The 16,247-nt window shown below is 66.8% G+C and carries 19 protein-coding genes and 1 tRNA gene; 3 read left to right on the plus strand and 17 right to left on the minus strand.

Going from position 1 to position 16,247, the window contains the following annotated elements; genetic code table 11:
• Positions 1-8: 8 nt before the first annotated feature.
• The 3 genes from argJ to WD026_RS09140 form a co-directional block, all read right to left on the minus strand.
• A complete protein-coding gene (gene argJ, locus WD026_RS09130; protein ID WP_425723355.1) occupies positions 9-1,256 on the minus strand; it encodes a bifunctional glutamate N-acetyltransferase/amino-acid acetyltransferase ArgJ in 1,248 nt (415 codons plus the stop codon).
• A gap of 32 nt (positions 1,257-1,288) precedes the next feature.
• Entirely contained in the window at positions 1,289-4,033 is a 2,745-nt protein-coding gene (secA, locus tag WD026_RS09135; RefSeq protein WP_425723356.1) for a preprotein translocase subunit SecA, read from the minus strand.
• A gap of 169 nt (positions 4,034-4,202) precedes the next feature.
• Complete coding sequence (locus tag WD026_RS09140) at positions 4,203-5,150, minus strand: M23 family metallopeptidase (RefSeq protein ID WP_425723357.1); 948 nt, start codon at positions 5,148-5,150, stop codon at positions 4,203-4,205.
• 47 nt (positions 5,151-5,197) lie between these two features.
• Here WD026_RS09140 and WD026_RS09145 point away from each other — a divergent pair, with 47 nt between their 5' ends.
• Positions 5,198-5,515, plus strand: a complete 318-nt coding sequence (locus WD026_RS09145; RefSeq protein WP_425723358.1) for a DciA family protein — start codon at positions 5,198-5,200, stop codon at positions 5,513-5,515.
• Positions 5,516-5,519: 4 nt separating this feature from the next.
• Here WD026_RS09145 and WD026_RS09150 read toward each other — a convergent pair.
• From WD026_RS09150 to petA, 6 genes are all read right to left on the minus strand, one after another.
• Positions 5,520-5,595, minus strand: a tRNA-Thr gene (locus WD026_RS09150).
• Positions 5,596-5,626: 31 nt separating this feature from the next.
• Positions 5,627-6,088 carry a ClpXP protease specificity-enhancing factor gene (locus tag WD026_RS09155; RefSeq protein ID WP_425723359.1) on the minus strand — a complete coding sequence of 154 codons (462 nt, stop codon included), beginning with the start codon at positions 6,086-6,088 and terminating at the stop codon, positions 5,627-5,629.
• 12 nt (positions 6,089-6,100) lie between these two features.
• Positions 6,101-6,712 carry a glutathione S-transferase N-terminal domain-containing protein gene (locus tag WD026_RS09160; RefSeq protein WP_086122067.1) on the minus strand — a complete coding sequence of 204 codons (612 nt, stop codon included), beginning with the start codon at positions 6,710-6,712 and terminating at the stop codon, positions 6,101-6,103.
• A 119-nt stretch (positions 6,713-6,831) separates the two neighbouring features.
• On the minus strand, positions 6,832-7,587 hold the full coding sequence (locus WD026_RS09165) for a cytochrome c1 (RefSeq protein ID WP_425723360.1): 756 nt from the start codon (positions 7,585-7,587) through the stop codon (positions 6,832-6,834).
• A 30-nt stretch (positions 7,588-7,617) separates the two neighbouring features.
• Entirely contained in the window at positions 7,618-9,018 is a 1,401-nt protein-coding gene (locus WD026_RS09170) for a cytochrome b (protein ID WP_425723361.1), read from the minus strand.
• A 47-nt stretch (positions 9,019-9,065) separates the two neighbouring features.
• Complete coding sequence (gene petA / locus WD026_RS09175; protein WP_425723362.1) at positions 9,066-9,683, minus strand: ubiquinol-cytochrome c reductase iron-sulfur subunit; 618 nt, start codon at positions 9,681-9,683, stop codon at positions 9,066-9,068.
• 234 nt (positions 9,684-9,917) lie between these two features.
• On the opposite strand from petA, the gene mscL reads away from it, so the two are divergent.
• Complete coding sequence (mscL, locus tag WD026_RS09180; RefSeq protein ID WP_425723363.1) at positions 9,918-10,346, plus strand: large conductance mechanosensitive channel protein MscL; 429 nt, start codon at positions 9,918-9,920, stop codon at positions 10,344-10,346.
• A gap of 9 nt (positions 10,347-10,355) precedes the next feature.
• Here mscL and pdxA read toward each other — a convergent pair whose 3' ends face one another.
• Both pdxA and WD026_RS09190 read right to left on the minus strand, forming a co-directional pair.
• A complete protein-coding gene (gene pdxA, locus WD026_RS09185) occupies positions 10,356-11,390 on the minus strand; it encodes a 4-hydroxythreonine-4-phosphate dehydrogenase PdxA (protein ID WP_425723364.1) in 1,035 nt (344 codons plus the stop codon).
• Positions 11,387-12,151 carry a Nif3-like dinuclear metal center hexameric protein gene (locus tag WD026_RS09190; protein WP_425723365.1) on the minus strand — a complete coding sequence of 255 codons (765 nt, stop codon included), beginning with the start codon at positions 12,149-12,151 and terminating at the stop codon, positions 11,387-11,389. The genes pdxA and WD026_RS09190 overlap by 4 nt, the downstream gene beginning before the upstream one ends.
• A gap of 61 nt (positions 12,152-12,212) precedes the next feature.
• Between WD026_RS09190 and WD026_RS09195 the strand changes: the two genes are divergently transcribed.
• Positions 12,213-13,364, plus strand: coding sequence for a Do family serine endopeptidase (locus WD026_RS09195; protein WP_425723366.1), 1,152 nt, complete (start codon positions 12,213-12,215; stop codon positions 13,362-13,364).
• A 3-nt stretch (positions 13,365-13,367) separates the two neighbouring features.
• Here WD026_RS09195 and tatC read toward each other — a convergent pair whose 3' ends face one another.
• From tatC to WD026_RS09225, 6 genes are all read right to left on the minus strand, one after another.
• A complete protein-coding gene (tatC, locus tag WD026_RS09200) occupies positions 13,368-14,144 on the minus strand; it encodes a twin-arginine translocase subunit TatC (RefSeq protein WP_425723367.1) in 777 nt (258 codons plus the stop codon).
• Positions 14,144-14,635 (minus strand): Sec-independent protein translocase protein TatB, encoded by a 492-nt coding sequence (tatB, locus tag WD026_RS09205; protein WP_425723368.1) that lies wholly within the window; start codon positions 14,633-14,635, stop codon positions 14,144-14,146. The genes tatC and tatB overlap by 1 nt, the downstream gene beginning before the upstream one ends.
• Before the next feature lie 84 nt (positions 14,636-14,719).
• Entirely contained in the window at positions 14,720-14,953 is a 234-nt protein-coding gene (tatA, locus tag WD026_RS09210) for a Sec-independent protein translocase subunit TatA (protein WP_425723369.1), read from the minus strand.
• 126 nt (positions 14,954-15,079) lie between these two features.
• Positions 15,080-15,466: a histidine triad nucleotide-binding protein gene (locus tag WD026_RS09215; protein WP_425723370.1), complete on the minus strand. Its 387-nt coding sequence runs from the start codon at positions 15,464-15,466 to the stop codon at positions 15,080-15,082.
• Complete coding sequence (locus tag WD026_RS09220; RefSeq protein WP_425723371.1) at positions 15,463-15,855, minus strand: DUF4870 family protein; 393 nt, start codon at positions 15,853-15,855, stop codon at positions 15,463-15,465. The genes WD026_RS09215 and WD026_RS09220 overlap by 4 nt, the downstream gene beginning before the upstream one ends.
• Positions 15,856-15,880: 25 nt before the next feature.
• Positions 15,881-16,246: a phosphoribosyl-ATP diphosphatase gene (locus tag WD026_RS09225; RefSeq protein WP_425723372.1), complete on the minus strand. Its 366-nt coding sequence runs from the start codon at positions 16,244-16,246 to the stop codon at positions 15,881-15,883.
• Position 16,247: the final 1 nt, after the last annotated feature.

Here is a 16,247-nt window from a genome sequence, read left to right on the forward strand (position 1 = left end):
GCAGGCGTTCAGGAGCGGTAGTCGGCGTTGATGGTCACGTACTCGTGGCTGAAGTCGCAGGTCCAGACGGTCTCGCTGGCCTGACCGCGGCCGAGGCCGACACGCACCAGGATCTCGGCCGCCTTCATGACGCGCTGACCGTCTTCCTCGCGGTAATCGGGGTTGCGGCCACCCTGGCGCACCACGTGCACATCGCCCAGGTGCAGGTCGATGCCGGCCACGTCCAGATCGTCGATGCCGGCATAACCCACCGCCGCCAGGATACGGCCCAGGTTGGGATCGCTGGCGAAAAACGCCGTCTTGACCAGCGGCGAATGGGCAATGGCGTAGGCGGCCTTGAGGCACTCGCTGGCGTCGCGCCCGCCTTCGACCGTGATGGTGATGAACTTGGTGGCGCCCTCGCCGTCGCGCACGATGGCGTGGGCCAGGTGCTGGGCCAGCGGCGTGAGCGCAGCCAGCAGGGCCTGACCGGCCGGGCTGTCGAGATCGGTCACCGGCGCATGACCGGCACGGCCGGTGGCCATGACCACGAAGGAGTCGTTGGTGCTGGTGTCGCCGTCCACCGTGACGCGGTTGAAGGAACGATCGGCCAGGCGTCGGGCCAGCTCGTTCATGAGCCCGGGGGCCACGGTCGCATCGGTGGCCAGGAAGCCCAGCATGGTGGCCATGTTCGGACGGATCATGCCGGCGCCCTTGGCAATGCCGGTGGCTCGCACGGCATGGCCGTCCAGGCTGAACTGCACGCTGGCGGCCTTGGGCAGGGTGTCGGTGGTCATGATGCCCTGGGCCGCCGACAGCCACTGGGCGCCGCTGTCGTCCTGGGGGGTGGCCGCATCGGCCAGCGCAGCGGGCAGGCCCGCCAGCAGGCGGTCCATGGGCAGCGGCTCCATGATCACGCCAGTGGAGAACGGCAGCACCTGCTCGTGCGCCACCTGCAGGCAACGCGCCAACGCGGTGCAGGTCTGGCGGGCATGGGCCAGGCCGGACTCTCCGGTGCCGGCGTTGGCGTTGCCGGTGTTGATGACCAGCGCCCGCACGCCCTGCCCTGCGGCCAGGTGTTCACGGCAGACCTGCACCGGGGCGGCCGCATACCGGTTGCGGGTGAAGACGGCGCCGACCGCGCAACCCTCGTCCAGCAGAAAGACGGTGAGGTCCTTGCGGTTGGCCTTGCGGATGCCGGCCTGCGCCACGCCGATGCGCACACCGGGCACCGGCAGTAGGTCTTCGATGCGGGGGGAAGACAGGAGAACGGGCATGAAGCCTCCGTGTTGGGCCTGGAGCGACAGGCTCAGTCGAGCTTGCCGTGGCAGTGCTTGTACTTCTTGCCGCTGCCGCAGGGGCAGGGATCGTTGCGACCCGCGCGCGGGACCGGAGCCGCCTGGGTGGACGGATCGGTGGTGGTCTCGACCTCACCGGTCTCGGTGGGCGCGGTGTAGGTGACGTTGCTGATGGCCTCGGCCTTTTCCTCCAGCTGCTCGGCCGCCTGGGAGATCTGCTCGGCCGACTGCACCCGCACGTTCATGAGCATGCGGGTGACCTCGTTCTTGACGCTGTCGAGCAGCTGCGCAAACAGCTGGAAGGCCTCGCGCTTGTATTCCTGCTTGGGCTGCTTCTGGGCATAGCCGCGCAGGTGGATGCCCTGGCGCAGGTAGTCCAGTGCAGACAGGTGGTCGCGCCACTGGCTGTCGATGGTCTGCAGCAGCACCACGCGCTCGAACGAGGTGAAGCTGTCCTCGCCCACCAGCGCCACCTTGGCCTCGAAAGCGGCGGTGGCAGCGGCCACCACACGGGTGACGATCTCCTCGGCGTCCATGGACTCGGCGTCCGACACCCAGGAGGTGACCGGTGCATCCACCGACCATTCTTCCTTGAGCGCCTTCTCCAGACCGGGCAGGTCCCACTGCTCTTCCACGCTGCCCTCGGGCACGTACTGGTGCACCAGATCGGTCATCGCGCCTTCGCGCAGCGAGTCGATCTGGGCGCGCAGCGAGGTGGCGTCCAGGATGTCGTTGCGCTGCTGGTAGATGACCTTGCGCTGGTCGTTGGCCACGTCGTCGTACTCGAGCAGCTGCTTGCGGATGTCGAAGTTGCGGGCCTCGACCTTGCGTTGCGCGCCTTCGATGCTGCGGGTGACGATGCCGGCCTCGATGGCCTCGCCTTCGGGCATCTTCAGGCGGTCCATGATGGCGCGCACCCGATCGCCGGCAAAGATGCGCATCAGCGAATCGTCCAGGCTCAGGTAGAAGCGCGAGGAACCCGGGTCGCCCTGTCGGCCGGAACGGCCGCGCAGCTGGTTGTCGATGCGGCGCGACTCGTGCCGTTCGGTGGCAATGATGCGCAGACCGCCCAGGGCCTTGACCTTCTCGTGGTCGGCCTGCCACTGCTCGCGCATCTGCTGCATGCGGGCAGCGCGGGTGGCCTCGTCCAGCGAGGGATCGTTCTCGATGCTGGCCAGCATCTTCTCCAGGTTGCCCCCCAGCACGATGTCGGTACCCCGACCGGCCATGTTGGTGGCAATGGTGATGGCACCCGGGCGACCCGCCTGGATGATGATGTCGGCTTCGCGGGCGTGCTGCTTGGCGTTGAGCACCTCGTGCGGCAGACCGGCTTTCTGCAGCAGCTGCGCAATGATCTCGGAGTTCTCGATCGACGAGGTGCCCACCAGCACCGGCTGGCCACGCTCGTGGCATTCGCGGATGTCCTCGATGGCGGCGTTGTACTTCTCCGGCGTGGTCTTGTAGACCCGGTCGAGCTGGTCTTCGCGCTTGCTGGGGCGGTTGGGCGGGATCACCACCGTTTCCAGGCCGTAGATTTCCTGGAACTCGTAGGCCTCGGTGTCGGCCGTGCCGGTCATGCCGGAGAGCTTGCCGTACAGGCGGAAATAGTTCTGGAAGGTGATGGAGGCCAGCGTCTGGTTTTCGGGCTGGATCGCCACGCCTTCCTTGGCCTCCACCGCCTGGTGCAGACCGTCGCTCCAGCGGCGGCCCGACATGAGACGGCCGGTGAACTCGTCGACGATGACGATCTCGCCGTTCTGGTTCACATAGTGCTGATCGCGGTGGTAGAGGTGGTGGGCGCGCAGCGACGTGACCAGGTGGTGCAGCAGCGAGATGTTGGCCGGGTCGTACAGCGACGCGCCCTCGGCCAGCAGGCCGGCGGCCGACAGCAGCTGCTCGGCCTTTTCATGGCCCGCTTCGGTCATGTGGATGGTGTGGGCCTTCTCGTCGACGGTGAAGTCGCCGGGCTTGATCACGCCCTCGCCGGTGCGCACATCGGCTTCGCCTTCCTGACGCACCAGCTGGGGCACCAGGCGGTTGATGGCCTGGTACATGGGGGTCTGGTCTTCGGCCTGGCCGCTGATGATCAGCGGGGTGCGGGCCTCGTCGATCAGGATCGAGTCCACCTCGTCCACGATGGCGTAGTTCAGGCCGCGCTGCACGCGGTCGGCCACCTCGTACACCATGTTGTCGCGCAGGTAGTCGAAGCCGTATTCGTTGTTGGTGCCGTAGGTGATGTCGGCGCGGTAGGCAGCCTGCTTCTCGTCACGCGGGGCCTGCGGCAGGTTGATGCCCACCGTCAGACCCAGGAAGTTGTAGAGGCGCCCCATCCACTGGGCGTCGCGGCTGGCGAGGTAATCGTTCACCGTCACCACATGCACGCCCTTGCCGGTGAGTGCGTTCAGGTAGACCGGCAGCGTGGCGGTGAGCGTCTTGCCCTCGCCGGTGCGCATCTCGGCCACCTTGCCCTGGTGCAGCGCCATGCCACCGATGAGCTGCACATCGAAGTGGCGCATCTTCATCACGCGCTTGCTGGCCTCGCGCACCACGGCAAAGGCTTCGGGCAGCAGGGCGTCCAGGGTTTCACCCTGCGCCAGTCGCTGGCGGAATTCGTCGGTCTTGGCTTTCAGGGCCTCGTCGTCGAGCTTCTCGAACTGCGGCTCCAGCGCATTGATGCGCTCGACGGTCTTGCGGTACTGCTTGAGCAGGCGGTCGTTGCGGCTGCCGAAGAGTTTGGTGAGGAAGTTGGTGGCCATACGTGCGGGCCGGCCCGCATGCTGCTCGCACGCCGGCCAGGCTGGGAATTCAAGGGACATGCGTCCGGCAAGGACGCGCTGGGGAGGGTCAAAACACCCCGGATTCCGGTGGTGGCGCAGCCTGACGGGACAAAGCCGACATTCTATCCACCGGACCCTGGAGCGCAGGTCAGTGGCGCTGGGGCGGCGCCTGGGCCCGGACGTTGGCCACCGTCGGGTTGGAGGCGAGGAATCGGGCCGGGTTCTGGGGCACGCCCGAGACCAGCACCTCGAAGTGCAGGTGGGGGCCGGTGGAGCGCCCGGTGTTGCCCACCTCGGCGATCAGATCGCCGCGCTTGACGATGTCGCCCTTCTTGACCAGCACCCGCGAGGCATGGGCATAACGGGTGGCAATGTTGTTGCCGTGGTCGATCTCGACCATGTGGCCATAGGCCGGATGGACCTCCTGGGCCTGCACCACGCCACCGGCGGCCGCCACGATGGGCGTGCCCACTTCGGCCGGGAAATCCAGCCCGGTGTGCATGGCCTGCTGACCGGTGAACGGATCGATGCGCAGACCGAACCGGGAGCCCAGCTCGACATCCTTGACCGGCAGCTCGGTCGGTATGAGGGAGCGCTGGATGGTCTGGTCGAACAGGCGCGACTCGATCACCGTGAGCCAGTCCACGCGCTCGGTGGCCGACCGATCCAGCTGGTCCATGGCCTGACCCAGCTCCCCCAGGTCGAGCGGCCGGGGGCCGACAAGGGCCCCGCCCGACCCCGGCTGGGTACGCACCTCAGAGGGGTTCAGACCCGCCAGACCCGCGACCCGCTCGCCCAGCGAATCGATCTGCATCATGCGGGCCTGCATCTCGCCCAGCCGCCGGGCCATGGCATCGATGTTGGCGCGCAGGTGGGCGTCCTGCAGGGCCGCCTGATCGCGCTGCACCAGCCGAGCGACCGAGGCGAAACCCGGCCAGCCCTGGCGGATGCCTTCGAGGAAGATCCAGTGGTAGGCCGCGACCGAGCCCAGCATCAACAGCAGCGACGCCATGCACGCGGCGGCCAGCAGCTTCCAGCCGTTGAGGTGCAGGGCCTGGGTTCGTGCCAGCCATGCGTCCGTGATAATGATGTGCACGCCGCTTCCTTTCACTCGGGCCGCGTTCGGGTCATCCCGCCACGACCATGCCATCGCCCTTCCGATCCCCCCACGTCTTCAGCCTTGAGGAGGCCGCCGGCGCCGCCCCGACCCTGGCTGCGCTGCAGGAGCGCATCCGCCAGTCCGACTGGTGCCTCCAGCAGATCCGGCCTCTCATGCCTGCCGCCCTGCGACCCCATGTGCTGGCCGGCCCGCTGGAAGATGCCGACTGGTGCCTGCTGGTTCGCAGCACCGCCGCATCGACCAAGCTGCGCCAGCTCGTGCCGCGCTTTCTGGACCGCCTGGCCGAACTCGGCGCACCGGTCCGCACCATCCGCCTGAAGGTCCAGTCGGCCGGTCGCTGATGCCTGGTGCCGCTTGTCCGACTCGAACGGACGACCTATCGCTTACAAGGCGATTGCTCTACCAACTGAGCTAAAGCGGCCGGTATCACCGAAAGCCGACCATTCTACGGCTCACTTCACGCGCTTGAGCTGAGGGCGTCCCGCCGGCCGATCAGGCCCCGGCGCATCCGGATCGGACGGCGGGTCGGCCGATGCGGGCGTTGCCGACGGGGCCGGCACGGCAGCGCCTGTTGCCGACAGGGGTGCCTGCGGCGGAGCCGGGAAGGCCATGCCCTGCCCGTTTTCACGGGCGTAGATGGCGATCACATGGGACACCGGGATGATGATCTCCCGGGCAACCCCGCCAAACCGGGCCTTGAACTCGATGTACTCGTTGCCCAGCCGCAGCCCGCTGGTGGCGTCCATGCTCACGTCCAGGACGATCTCGCCGTTCTTGACGAACTCCATCGGGACCTGGACCGAGGCATCCACCTGGACCGCGATGTAGGGCGAAAAGCCGTTGTCCGCACACCATTCGTGCAGCGCGCGGATCAGGTAGGGCCGGGTGGACGAGACAGGCGCTTCGCTGCTCATGGCTGGGACCGCTTACTTGCGCATGACCTTTTCGGACGGGGTCAGCGCCTCGATGTAGGCAGGGCGCGAGAAGATGCGCTCGGCGTACTTCAGCAGCGGGGCTGCGTTCTTGCTCAGTTCGATGCCGTAGAAGTCCAGACGCCACAGCAGCGGCGCGATGGCCACGTCCAGCATGGAGAAGTTGTCGCCCAGCATGAACTTGTTCTTCATGAACACCGGCGCCAGCTGGGTCAGACGGTCGCGGATGTGGGCGCGGGCCTTCTCCAGCGCCTTTTCGTTGCCCTTGCTGGTGCGCGACTCGAGCGTCGACACATGGGTGAACAGCTCCTTCTCGAAGTTGAGCAGGAACAGGCGCACGCGGGCGCGGTCCACCGGGTCACCCGGCATCAGCTGGGGGTGCGGGAAACGCTCGTCGATGTACTCGTTGATGATGTTCGACTCGTACAGGATCAGGTCGCGCTCGACCAGGATGGGCACCTGACCGTACGGGTTCATCACGCTGATGTCTTCGGGCTTGTTGTAGAGATCCACGTCGCGGATCTCGAAGTCCATGCCCTTCTCGAACAGGACAAAGCGGCAGCGGTGCGAATAGGGGCAGGTGGTACCCGAGTACAAGACCATCATGGGGGGAGGCTCCTCAAAGCAAAAAACAGTGGCTTGCCGACGTGCCCTTCAGGCACCGCAAACCACTGTGGTCAGGACCTCCGCCGCCCGCGCGAGCCGGTCGGAGGTCAACGGGATGTTTACTTGATGTCTTTCCAGAAGACGGCATTCAGGCGCCAGGCCACCACGGTGAAGGCAGCCAGGAAGATCATCACCCACACACCGATGCGGATACGGCTGTTCTGTGCAGGCTCGGACATCCACTGCAGGTAGGCCACCAGGTCACCCACGTTCTGGTCGAACTCGGCCGGGGTCATGGTCCCGGGCTTGGTCTGGGTCCAGCCCTTGAGCACCTCGACCTCGTGGCCGTGGCTCATGACCTTCTCGTAGACCGGCGCCTGCTCGCCCTGCAGCTGCCACAGCGGGTTGGGCATGCCGATGTTGGGGAAGGCCTTGTTGTTCCAGCCGGTGGGCTTGGTCTCGTCGCGGTAGTAGGTGCGCAGCAGCGTGTAGATGTAGTCCGAACCCGGACCTGCCTTGCTGGAGCGCGACCGTGCCACCAGGGTCAGGTCGGGCGGCACCTTGCCGAACCAGGCCTTGGCATCGGCGGGGCTGATGTGGGCCTTCATGGTGTCACCGATCTTGTCGGTGGTGAAGGTCAGGTTCTCGGCGATCTGCTTGTCGTTCAGGCCGATGTCGCGCAGACGGTTGTAGCGCATGAAGGCCGCCGAGTGGCAGTTCAGACAGTAGTTGACGAACAGCTTGGCACCGTTCTGCAGGGCAGCCATGTCGTTGGTGCGCTTGGGCGCCTGGTCCAGCGGAATGGAAGCGCCGGCGGCCATGGCCGCGCCCGACAGGCCAAGCGACAGCATGAGGCCCAGAAGGATTTTTTTCATGGGATTGACTCTCCGAAAGGCTCTGGGCGTTCAGTGGGGCTGGAAGGTGACGCGGCTGGGCACCGGCTTGAATTCGCCCAGGCGGCTCCACCACGGCATCAGCAGGAAGAAGCCGAAATAGAACAGGGTACCCACTTGCGACACGCGCTCACCGATGGGCGACGGGGGCAGCACGCCCAGGTAACCCAGGATCAGGAAGTTCACCACGAACACGAAGTACAGCCACTTGTTCCAGCTCGGGCGGTAGCGGATCGACTTGACCGGGCTGTTGTCGAGCCAGGGCAGGAAGAACAGGATGATCACGGCACCACCCATCACCACCACGCCCCAGAACTTGGCGTCGATGGACAGCATGGCGGCGCTCAGGGCCACGGCACCGATCACGATGCCACCCTTGACGGCACCCGCCACCTTGGCCTTGAGCACGCCCAGGACCGCACCCAGCACCACGCAGGCCACCAGCACGTACATCATCTCGGCGGTGATGGCGCGCAGCATGGAATAGAACGGGGTGAAGTACCAGACCGGTGCGATGTGCAGCGGGGTGGTCAGCGGGTCGGCCGGGATGAAGTTGTTGAACTCCAGGAAGTAGCCGCCGAACTCGGGGGCGAAGAACACCACGGCCGAGAAGATCATCAGGAAGACCGACACGCCCAGGATGTCGTGCACGGTGTAGTACGGGTGGAACGGGATGCCGTCCACCGGCTTGCCGGAGGCGTCCTTGTTGGCCTTGATCTCCACGCCGTCGGGGTTGTTGGAACCCACTTCGTGCAGGGCAATGATGTGAGCGACCACCAGGCCCAGGAGGACCAGGGGCACGGCGATCACGTGGAAGCTGAAGAAGCGGTTCAGGGTGGCGTCGCCCACCACGAAATCGCCGCGGATCAGCAGGGCCAGGTCAGGACCGATGAAGGGGATGGCGGAGAACAGGTTCACGATCACCTGGGCGCCCCAGTAGGACATCTGGCCCCAGGGCAGCAGGTAACCCATGAAGGCTTCGGCCATCAGGCACAGGAAGATCGCGCAACCGAACACCCAGACCAGCTCGCGCGGCTTGCGGTAGCTGCCGTAGATGAGGCCACGGAACATGTGCAGGTACACCACCACGAAGAAGGCGGAGGCGCCGGTGGAGTGCATGTAACGGATCAGCCAGCCCCAGGGCACGTCCCGCATGATGTATTCCACCGATGCGAAGGCCAGGTTGGCGTCCGGCTTGTAGTGCATCACCAGGAAGATGCCGGTGACGATCTGGATCACCAGCACCAGCAGGGCCAGCGAGCCGAAGAAGTACCAGAAGTTGAAGTTCTTGGGCGCGTAGTACTCGGCCAGGTGCTCGTTGTAGAGCTTGGTGAGCGGGAACCGGTTGTCGATCCAGTTCAGCGCCTTCTCGCCCATGGGGGCGTCAGGGGAGATTTCTTTGAATTGAGCCATGGGATGCCTCTGGATTCAGGGGACTGTGCAGGATGGCAATGGCCCTATCAGGCCTTCTTCTCTTCGCCGACAAGCAGCACGGTGTCCGACACGAAGTGGTGCGGCGGCACCTCCAGGTTGTCGGGAGCGGGCTTGTTCTTGAACACCCGGCCGGCCACGTCGAAGGTCGAGCCGTGGCAGGCGCACAGGAAGCCGCCCTTCCAGTTGTCGGGCAGCGAGGGCTGGGGGCCGGGGGTGAGCTTGTCGCCAGGCGAGCAGCCCAGGTGGGTGCAGATGCCCACGGTCACCAGAAACTCGGGCTTGATCGAGCGGTGGCGGTTCTTCGCGTACTCGGGGGTGGGCACCGCGGTCCGGTCGGAGTTGGGGTCGGCCAGCTCGGGCTCGACCGCTTCCAGGGATGCCAGCTGTTCGGGGGTGCGGCGCATGATCCACACCGGCTTGCCCCGCCACTCCACCACGATCTTCTCGCCGGGAGCGATGCCCGAGACATCCACCTCGACCGCAGCGCCGGCGGCCTTGGCGCGCTCGGACGGCTGGAAGGTGCTCACGAAGGGGACAGCGACGGCGGCTGCACCCACGCCACCCATGGCGCAGGAGGTGATCAGCCAGGTACGGCGGCTGCTATCCACGGCGCCGGAGCCTTTGTTGGCAGTAGCTTCACTCATGGGATTCTTTCTGGAATCGGACGGGGACATTGGGGACAACCCGGCATTGTACTGGACGCCCGCCAGCGCTCTGGCTTGTCGGGGCGGCTTGGTAAGGTACCGACGCGACACCCGCCCGGCAGGGTCGCACCGGGGGAAGCCGTCACGGTCGGTGTGTGAGAATGATTTGCACCGCGCGACCGCGCCAGCCGGCACGCGGACGATCAACGACCGTCCAACGAGGAGAAAAAGACCATGGGCATGCTGCAGGAATTCAAGGAGTTCGCCGTCAAGGGCAACGTGATCGACCTGGCGGTCGGCGTGATCATCGGCGGGGCCTTCGGCAAGATCGTCACCTCCATGGTGGAGGACGTGATCATGCCCCTGGTGGGCGCCATCTTCGGGAAGCTGGATTTCAGCAACCTGTTCGTCCCGCTGGCCCAGGTGCCGGAAGGAACGGCCCGGACCCTGGCCGCCATGAAGGCGGCCGGCGTCCCGGTGTTTGCCTATGGCAGCTTCATCACCGTGGCCATCAACTTCACCATCATGGCCTTCATCATCTTCATGATGGTCAAGCAGATCAACCGGCTCAAGCGCGAGACCCCGCCCGCTGCGCCGGCCGAGCCGGTCACGCCGGAAGACATCGCCCTGCTGCGCGAGATCCGCGACAGCCTGCGCAAGTAAGACGAGGCCTCAGGCGCCGCCGGTGAAGCGCCGGGCGGCGTCGATGGCCGCGAGCAGGCTGGCCGCACTGGCCTGCCCGGTCCAGGCGATGTCGAATGCGGTGCCGTGGTCGGGGCTGGTCCGTACCAGCGGCAGCCCCAGGGTGGTGTTGACACCATCGTCCAGCCCCAGCAGCTTGACCGGGATCAGCCCCTGGTCGTGGTACTGCGCCACCACCACGTCACAGGCACCCTGGCGGGCCCGCATGAACACGGTGTCGGGCGGGTGTGGTCCGCTGACCTCCATGCCCTCCGACCGCAGCGCTTGCACCACCGGGGCAATGATGTCCACGTCTTCCCGGCCGAACAGTCCGCCCTCGCCGGCATGCGGGTTGAGGCCGGCCACCGCGACACGCGGCTGCGCCACACCGCAGCGCCGGAAATGCGCATGCGCGATGCGGATGGTCTGCTCCAGCCGCCCCGGGGTGAGCAGGCGGATGGCCTCCTGCAGCGCCACATGGATGCTCACCAGCACCACGGCGAGGTCCGGACAGCTGAGCATCATGCGCACCGGCATCTCGCTCACCGGCACGCCGGCATGCTGCGCGGCCAGCGCCTGCAGCAGCTCGGTGTGGCCGGGGTGATCGATGCCGGCGGCCGCCAGGGCCTCCTTGTGCAGCGGCGCCGTGACCAGCGCACGACCACGGCCGGCCAGCACCACCTGCGCAGCGGCCACCACGCAGTCGGCCGCCGCCCGCCCTGCGGCAGCGCTGATACGCCCCGGCTCGATGGCGCCCAGCGGTGCGCAGGTCTGCCACAGCGCCAGCGCACCGGCAGGAACGGACGCTGCGTCCGGCACCGAAGCCACCACGGCCAGCACCGGCCGCTGCCCCACCGACGCCCGGTCGCCGGCCACCAGCGCCAGGGCACGCTGCATCACGTCGGCATCGCCGCAGACCACGACGTCCGCCAGCAGTTCGGGCCGCTGCACCACGGCACGGGCAATGATCTCCGGTCCGATGCCGGCCGGATCGCCCATGGAGATCAGCAAGGGCAGCCGGCTCATGCGGGGTTCGGGATGTCGATGAAGCGGTGCTCCAGGCCCAAGGCCTGTGCCACATGCCCGGCCACTGCCGGAGCACCATACCGCTCGGTGGCATGGTGGCCGCACGCCAGGTAGGCCACGCCGCATTCGCGGGCGTAGTGCGCCTGCGGCTCGGAGATCTCGCCGGTGATGAAAGCGTCCGCGCCGGCGGCAATGGCGGCCTCGAAATACCCTTGGGCGCCACCGGTGCACAAGGCCACGCGCCGCACCGGCCGGTCCGGCTCGGCCACCAGCGTCACCGGGCGCCCCAGGCAAGCGGCCACATGGTCGGCCAGTGCCTGCGCCGATGGCTCGCTGCGCTGGCCGATCAGCCCCAGCTGCTGGTCGCCGAAACGGCCCTGCGGCGCGGGCTCGGGCGTGATGCCCAGCACCCGGGCGAGCTGGGCGTTGTTGCCCAGCTCGGCATGGGCGTCCAGCGGCAGGTGGTAGGCATACAGGTTGATGTCGTGGGCCAGCAGCAGGGCCAGACGCTGCTTCATCCAGCCGGTGACACGGCCGTCCTGACCGCGCCAGAACAGCCCGTGGTGCACGAAGATCGCATCGGCACCGTCATCGATGGCCGCCTCGATCAGCGCCCGGCTGGCGGTCACGCCCGAGACGATACGGCGGACTGCGGAGCGCCCCTCCACCTGCAGGCCGTTGGGGCCGTAATCCTTGAAGCGGCCGGGCTCCAGCAGCTGGTCGAAGGCCTGGGTGAGCTGTTCGCGGGAGGTCGTGGGCATGACAGGTGAGACTGGTGCGAGAGGTGGTCGGTGCCGAGCCGGGATACGGGAGAATACCGGCATGAAACGTCTCTGGCTCCTGTTTGCGCAAACCGTCACCGTCCTGGTGGGCATTCTGTTCGTGGTCGCCACGCTGCAGCCGCAGTGGCTGGGGCGGTCGAGCCAGCGGGGGCTGTCGGTGATCCCGGTCTTCGAGGCGCCGGCAGGCATCGTCGGCGGGGGGGGAACCAGCAGCTTTCGCGAGGCGGCCAAACTGGCCTCGCCGGCCGTGGTGAGCATCAACACCAGCAAGGCGCCGGCCGAGAACCCGCACACCAACGACCCCTGGTTCCGTTTCTTCTTCGGCGACCAGGCGCCCTCGCAGCCCCAGTCGGGCCTGGGCTCCGGCGTGATCGTCAGCCCGGCGGGCTACATCCTGACCAACAACCACGTCATCGAGGAGGCCGACGAGATCCAGGTCATCCTCAACGACGGTCGACAGACCGTGGCCCAGGTCATCGGCACCGATCCGGAAACCGATCTCGCCATCCTCAAGATCGGGCTGACCGATCTGCCGGTCATCACGCTGGGGCAATCGGACGAACTGCAGATCGGCGACCAGGTGCTGGCCATCGGCAACCCGTTCGGTGTGGGTCAGACCGTCACCAGCGGCATCGTCAGCGCACTGGGGCGCACCCAGCTGGGCATCAACACCTTCGAGAACTTCATCCAGACCGACGCCGCCATCAACCCGGGCAATTCCGGTGGCGCACTGGTGGACACCAACGGCCACCTCATGGGCATCAACACCGCCATCTATTCGCGATCGGGCGGCTCGATGGGCATCGGGTTTGCCATTCCCACCTCCACCGCCCGCACCGTGATGGAGGCCATCGTCAAGGAAGGCAAGGTCACCCGGGGCTGGATCGGCGTGGAGCCGCAGGACCTGAGTCCCGAGCTGGCCGAGAGCTTCGGCGTGCGCAGCGGCCAGGGCGTGGTCATCACCGGGGTGCTGCAGAACGGCCCTGCCGCTCAGGCCGGCATGCGGCCCGGGGACGTGGTGACGGCCGTGGCCGGCAAGGAAGTGAAGACCGTGCCGGACTTGCTGGCCGCCGTGGCCTCGCTCAAGCCGGGCGAAAAGGCCGTTCTGGACGTGCAGCGCCGCGAAACCGGCATGAAGATCGAGGTGGTGCCCGGTCAGCGCAACGTGCCCCGCGCGCCGACCCGCCGCTGAAGCTCAATCGGCCTCGGCGTCTTCGGGCTTCGGCTGCACGAACCAGCGGGCGCCCCAGATGCCCAGTTCGTACAGGATGCACATCGGCACGGCCAGCGCCAGCTGGGAGATGACGTCCGGCGGTGTGACCACGGCCGCGATGATGAACGCGATGACGATGAAGTAGCCGCGGAAATCCTTCAGCTTCTGGACCGACACCATGCCCATCTTGACCAGCAGGATGACCACGATGGGCACCTGAAACGCAAGACCGAACGCCAGGTAGAGCGACAGGATGGCCTCGACATAGGAAGCAATGTCGGGCGTGGCCGCCACGCTGGCCGGCGTGAATTTCTGGATGAAGCCGAACATCTTGTCCAGCACGAAGAACTGCACGAAGGCGATGCCCACGTAGGCCAGCAGGCTGCCCAGGATGATCAGGGGCACCGCAAAGCGCTTCTCGTGGCTGTAGAGGCCCGGCGCCACAAAGGCCCAGGCCTGGTACATCCACCAGGGCAGCGAGAGCAGCAACGCCGCCATGGCCAGCACCTTCAGCGGCACGAAGAACGGGGAGAACACGCCGACGGCGATCAGCTTGGCGTCGGGCGGCATGTGGGCCTTGATCGGAATGGCGATCAGGTCGATCAGCCCGCCCGGACCCGGCCAGACCGCCAGGGCTGCCATGCAGATGGCCAGCCCGATCACGCCGTACAGCAGGCGGTCGCGCAGCTCCATGAGGTGCTGCACGAACGGCTGTTCGGTCCCGGCGAGCTCGTCGGTGGAATTCGGGGAGTCGGACATCAGCGGGGAGCGGAGATGGAACGCGGCCGGAACCGGGCCACTCGGGCAGCGCCGGACTGGGTGCGGGTCCGCACACCGGCCCGGGCCTTGAACCATTGCGGCATGGCTTTCTGCTTCACGCGCCAGTTCTTGCGCGGGTGGCGGTAGACCGGGTAGGACGGATCGTGGATGGACGACGACGGCTCGGACAGCGGTTCGTTGACGTCCAGACCGGCAGTGGCCTCGGACCAGGACTTCTCGAAATCCTGCGTGGTCGACTGCACCGAGCTCTCGACGTCGCGGGCCGCGTTCTCGACCGAGTCCTTCATCTTGCGGAGCTCCTCGAGCTCCATGGACCGGTTGACCTCGGCCTTGACGTCGGCCACATAACGCTGGGCCTTGCCCAGCAAGGCGCCCACGGTGCGGGCCACGCGCGGCAGCTTCTCGGGGCCGATGACGATCAGCGCCACCGCCCCGATGAGGGCGAGCTTGGAAATGCCCAGATCAATCATGTGTCGCCAGTCGTTGGAGCAGCAAGGGAACAGCGCGGCAGGCCGGCAGCCCGCCCGCGTCCGACCCCGGCCGGGAGCCGGTCATCAGCTCTTCTGCTTGGCTTCGACGTCGATGGTGGCCTTGTCGGCGGCGGTGTTCTGGGTCACCTGCTGGGTGGCGGCAGCGTCGGCGGGCTGGCCACCTTCCTTCATGCCGTCCTTGAAACCCTTGACCGCGCCACCCAGGTCGGAGCCCAGGTTCTTCAGCTTCTTGGTGCCGAAAACCATGACCACGATCAGCAGAACGATCAGCCAGTGCCAGATGGAAAACGTACCCATGGAAATCTCCAGATGATGAATTCAGGGCGCAGCGCGCATGGCGTGCGATTCTACGCCCGGGGGGTGGTGGGACTGATGACACCAGGGGTTTGACCCGGCTGGCGTGGAGACGTGCTCCGGGTCGCGTCAGCCTCGCGACCAGGGGCGTGGGCCGCCCATGACGTGCACATGGAGGTGGTGCACCTCCTGCCCGCCCTCGGTACCGGTGTTGCATACGGTACGGAAGCCGCCGTCGGGATAAGGGTTGCAGCCCTGCTCCTCGGCCAGCCGGGGAATCAACGTCATGATGCGCCCCATCAGCGCGGCATCGTCGGGCCCGATCTGGGCCATGGACGGGATGTGGCGCTTGGGAATCACCAGAAAGTGTACCGGCGCCCAGGGCTGGATGTCATGAAAGGCCAGGATGTCCTCATCCTCGTGGACCTTGCGGCTGGGGATCTGGCCGGCCACGATCTTGCAGAAGATGCAGTTCGGGTCGTGAGGGTGGTTGGGTGTGTGGGCCTGGGTGCTCATGTCGGAAGGGGCTGGCTGGCATTCATGGCCACCATGCCCTTGATGATGCGGTAGAGGAACCAGATGGAGATGGCCGCCCAGGCCAGCATGCCCGGGATCAGGAAGGCCAGCCACAGGGGGGCGGTCAGCAGGTACAGCAGGGCGGCCCAGATGACGGTGCGGATGCGCCAGCTGAAATGGCTGGCCTGCCAGGTGCCCTGGGCATCGTCGCGTTTGACCAGATCGATGATCAGCGCCACGATCAGCAGCGCCACGCCGGGCTGGGTGCCGGGCACCACCGCGCCCACGGCCACGATGAGGTGCAGCACATAACTGAGCCAGCCGACCGACTTGAGCGACTGCGCGCGCTCGTTGTCCGTGGTGGCGGATGCGGTGTCCTGGTCGGTCATGGTCGGCTCCCGGAGGTCAGAGGGTTCACTCGCCGGCTTCGCGGGCCTGGGCCTTGCGCAGGGCTTTTTCCTCCAGCCCGCTCAGACCTTCGCGCCGCACCAGTTCGGCCACCACATCGGCCGGTCCCAGGCCGTGGTGGGCCAGGGCGATCATGCAGTGGAACCACAGGTCGGCCGTCTCGTTGACCAGCTTCGCACGGTCACCGCCGTGGTCGGCGTCCTTGGCGGCCATCACCAGCTCGGTGGCTTCCTCGCCCACTTTCTTGAGGAAGGCGTCCGGGCCCTTGTGCAACAGCCGGGCCACATAGCTCTTGTCGGGGTCGCCGCCGTTGGCCGGCTTGCGGGATTCGATGACGGCAGCCAGCCGCTCCAGGTCGTCGGTCAGGGACATG

The organism is Hydrogenophaga sp. R2 (assembly GCF_049843595.1).
Classification (GTDB): domain Bacteria; phylum Pseudomonadota; class Gammaproteobacteria; order Burkholderiales; family Burkholderiaceae_C; genus Hydrogenophaga.

Coding starts and splice junctions, on each gene's coding strand:
- argJ (WP_425723355.1), bottom strand. CDS start 1,256: ATGCCCGTTCTCCTGTCTTCCCCCCGCATCGAAGACCTACTGCCGGTG.
- secA (WP_425723356.1), bottom strand. CDS start 4,033: ATGGCCACCAACTTCCTCACCAAACTCTTCGGCAGCCGCAACGACCGC.
- WD026_RS09145 (WP_425723358.1), top strand. CDS start 5,198: ATGCCATCGCCCTTCCGATCCCCCCACGTCTTCAGCCTTGAGGAGGCC.
- WD026_RS09155 (WP_425723359.1), bottom strand. CDS start 6,088: ATGAGCAGCGAAGCGCCTGTCTCGTCCACCCGGCCCTACCTGATCCGC.
- WD026_RS09160 (WP_086122067.1), bottom strand. CDS start 6,712: ATGATGGTCTTGTACTCGGGTACCACCTGCCCCTATTCGCACCGCTGC.
- WD026_RS09165 (WP_425723360.1), bottom strand. CDS start 7,587: ATGAAAAAAATCCTTCTGGGCCTCATGCTGTCGCTTGGCCTGTCGGGC.
- WD026_RS09170 (WP_425723361.1), bottom strand. CDS start 9,018: ATGGCTCAATTCAAAGAAATCTCCCCTGACGCCCCCATGGGCGAGAAG.
- petA (WP_425723362.1), bottom strand. CDS start 9,683: ATGAGTGAAGCTACTGCCAACAAAGGCTCCGGCGCCGTGGATAGCAGC.
- mscL (WP_425723363.1), top strand. CDS start 9,918: ATGGGCATGCTGCAGGAATTCAAGGAGTTCGCCGTCAAGGGCAACGTG.
- pdxA (WP_425723364.1), bottom strand. CDS start 11,390: ATGAGCCGGCTGCCCTTGCTGATCTCCATGGGCGATCCGGCCGGCATC.
- WD026_RS09190 (WP_425723365.1), bottom strand. CDS start 12,151: ATGCCCACGACCTCCCGCGAACAGCTCACCCAGGCCTTCGACCAGCTG.
- WD026_RS09195 (WP_425723366.1), top strand. CDS start 12,213: ATGAAACGTCTCTGGCTCCTGTTTGCGCAAACCGTCACCGTCCTGGTG.
- tatC (WP_425723367.1), bottom strand. CDS start 14,144: ATGTCCGACTCCCCGAATTCCACCGACGAGCTCGCCGGGACCGAACAG.
- tatB (WP_425723368.1), bottom strand. CDS start 14,635: ATGATTGATCTGGGCATTTCCAAGCTCGCCCTCATCGGGGCGGTGGCG.
- tatA (WP_425723369.1), bottom strand. CDS start 14,953: ATGGGTACGTTTTCCATCTGGCACTGGCTGATCGTTCTGCTGATCGTG.
- WD026_RS09215 (WP_425723370.1), bottom strand. CDS start 15,466: ATGAGCACCCAGGCCCACACACCCAACCACCCTCACGACCCGAACTGC.
- WD026_RS09220 (WP_425723371.1), bottom strand. CDS start 15,855: ATGACCGACCAGGACACCGCATCCGCCACCACGGACAACGAGCGCGCG.
- WD026_RS09225 (WP_425723372.1), bottom strand. CDS start 16,246: ATGTCCCTGACCGACGACCTGGAGCGGCTGGCTGCCGTCATCGAATCC.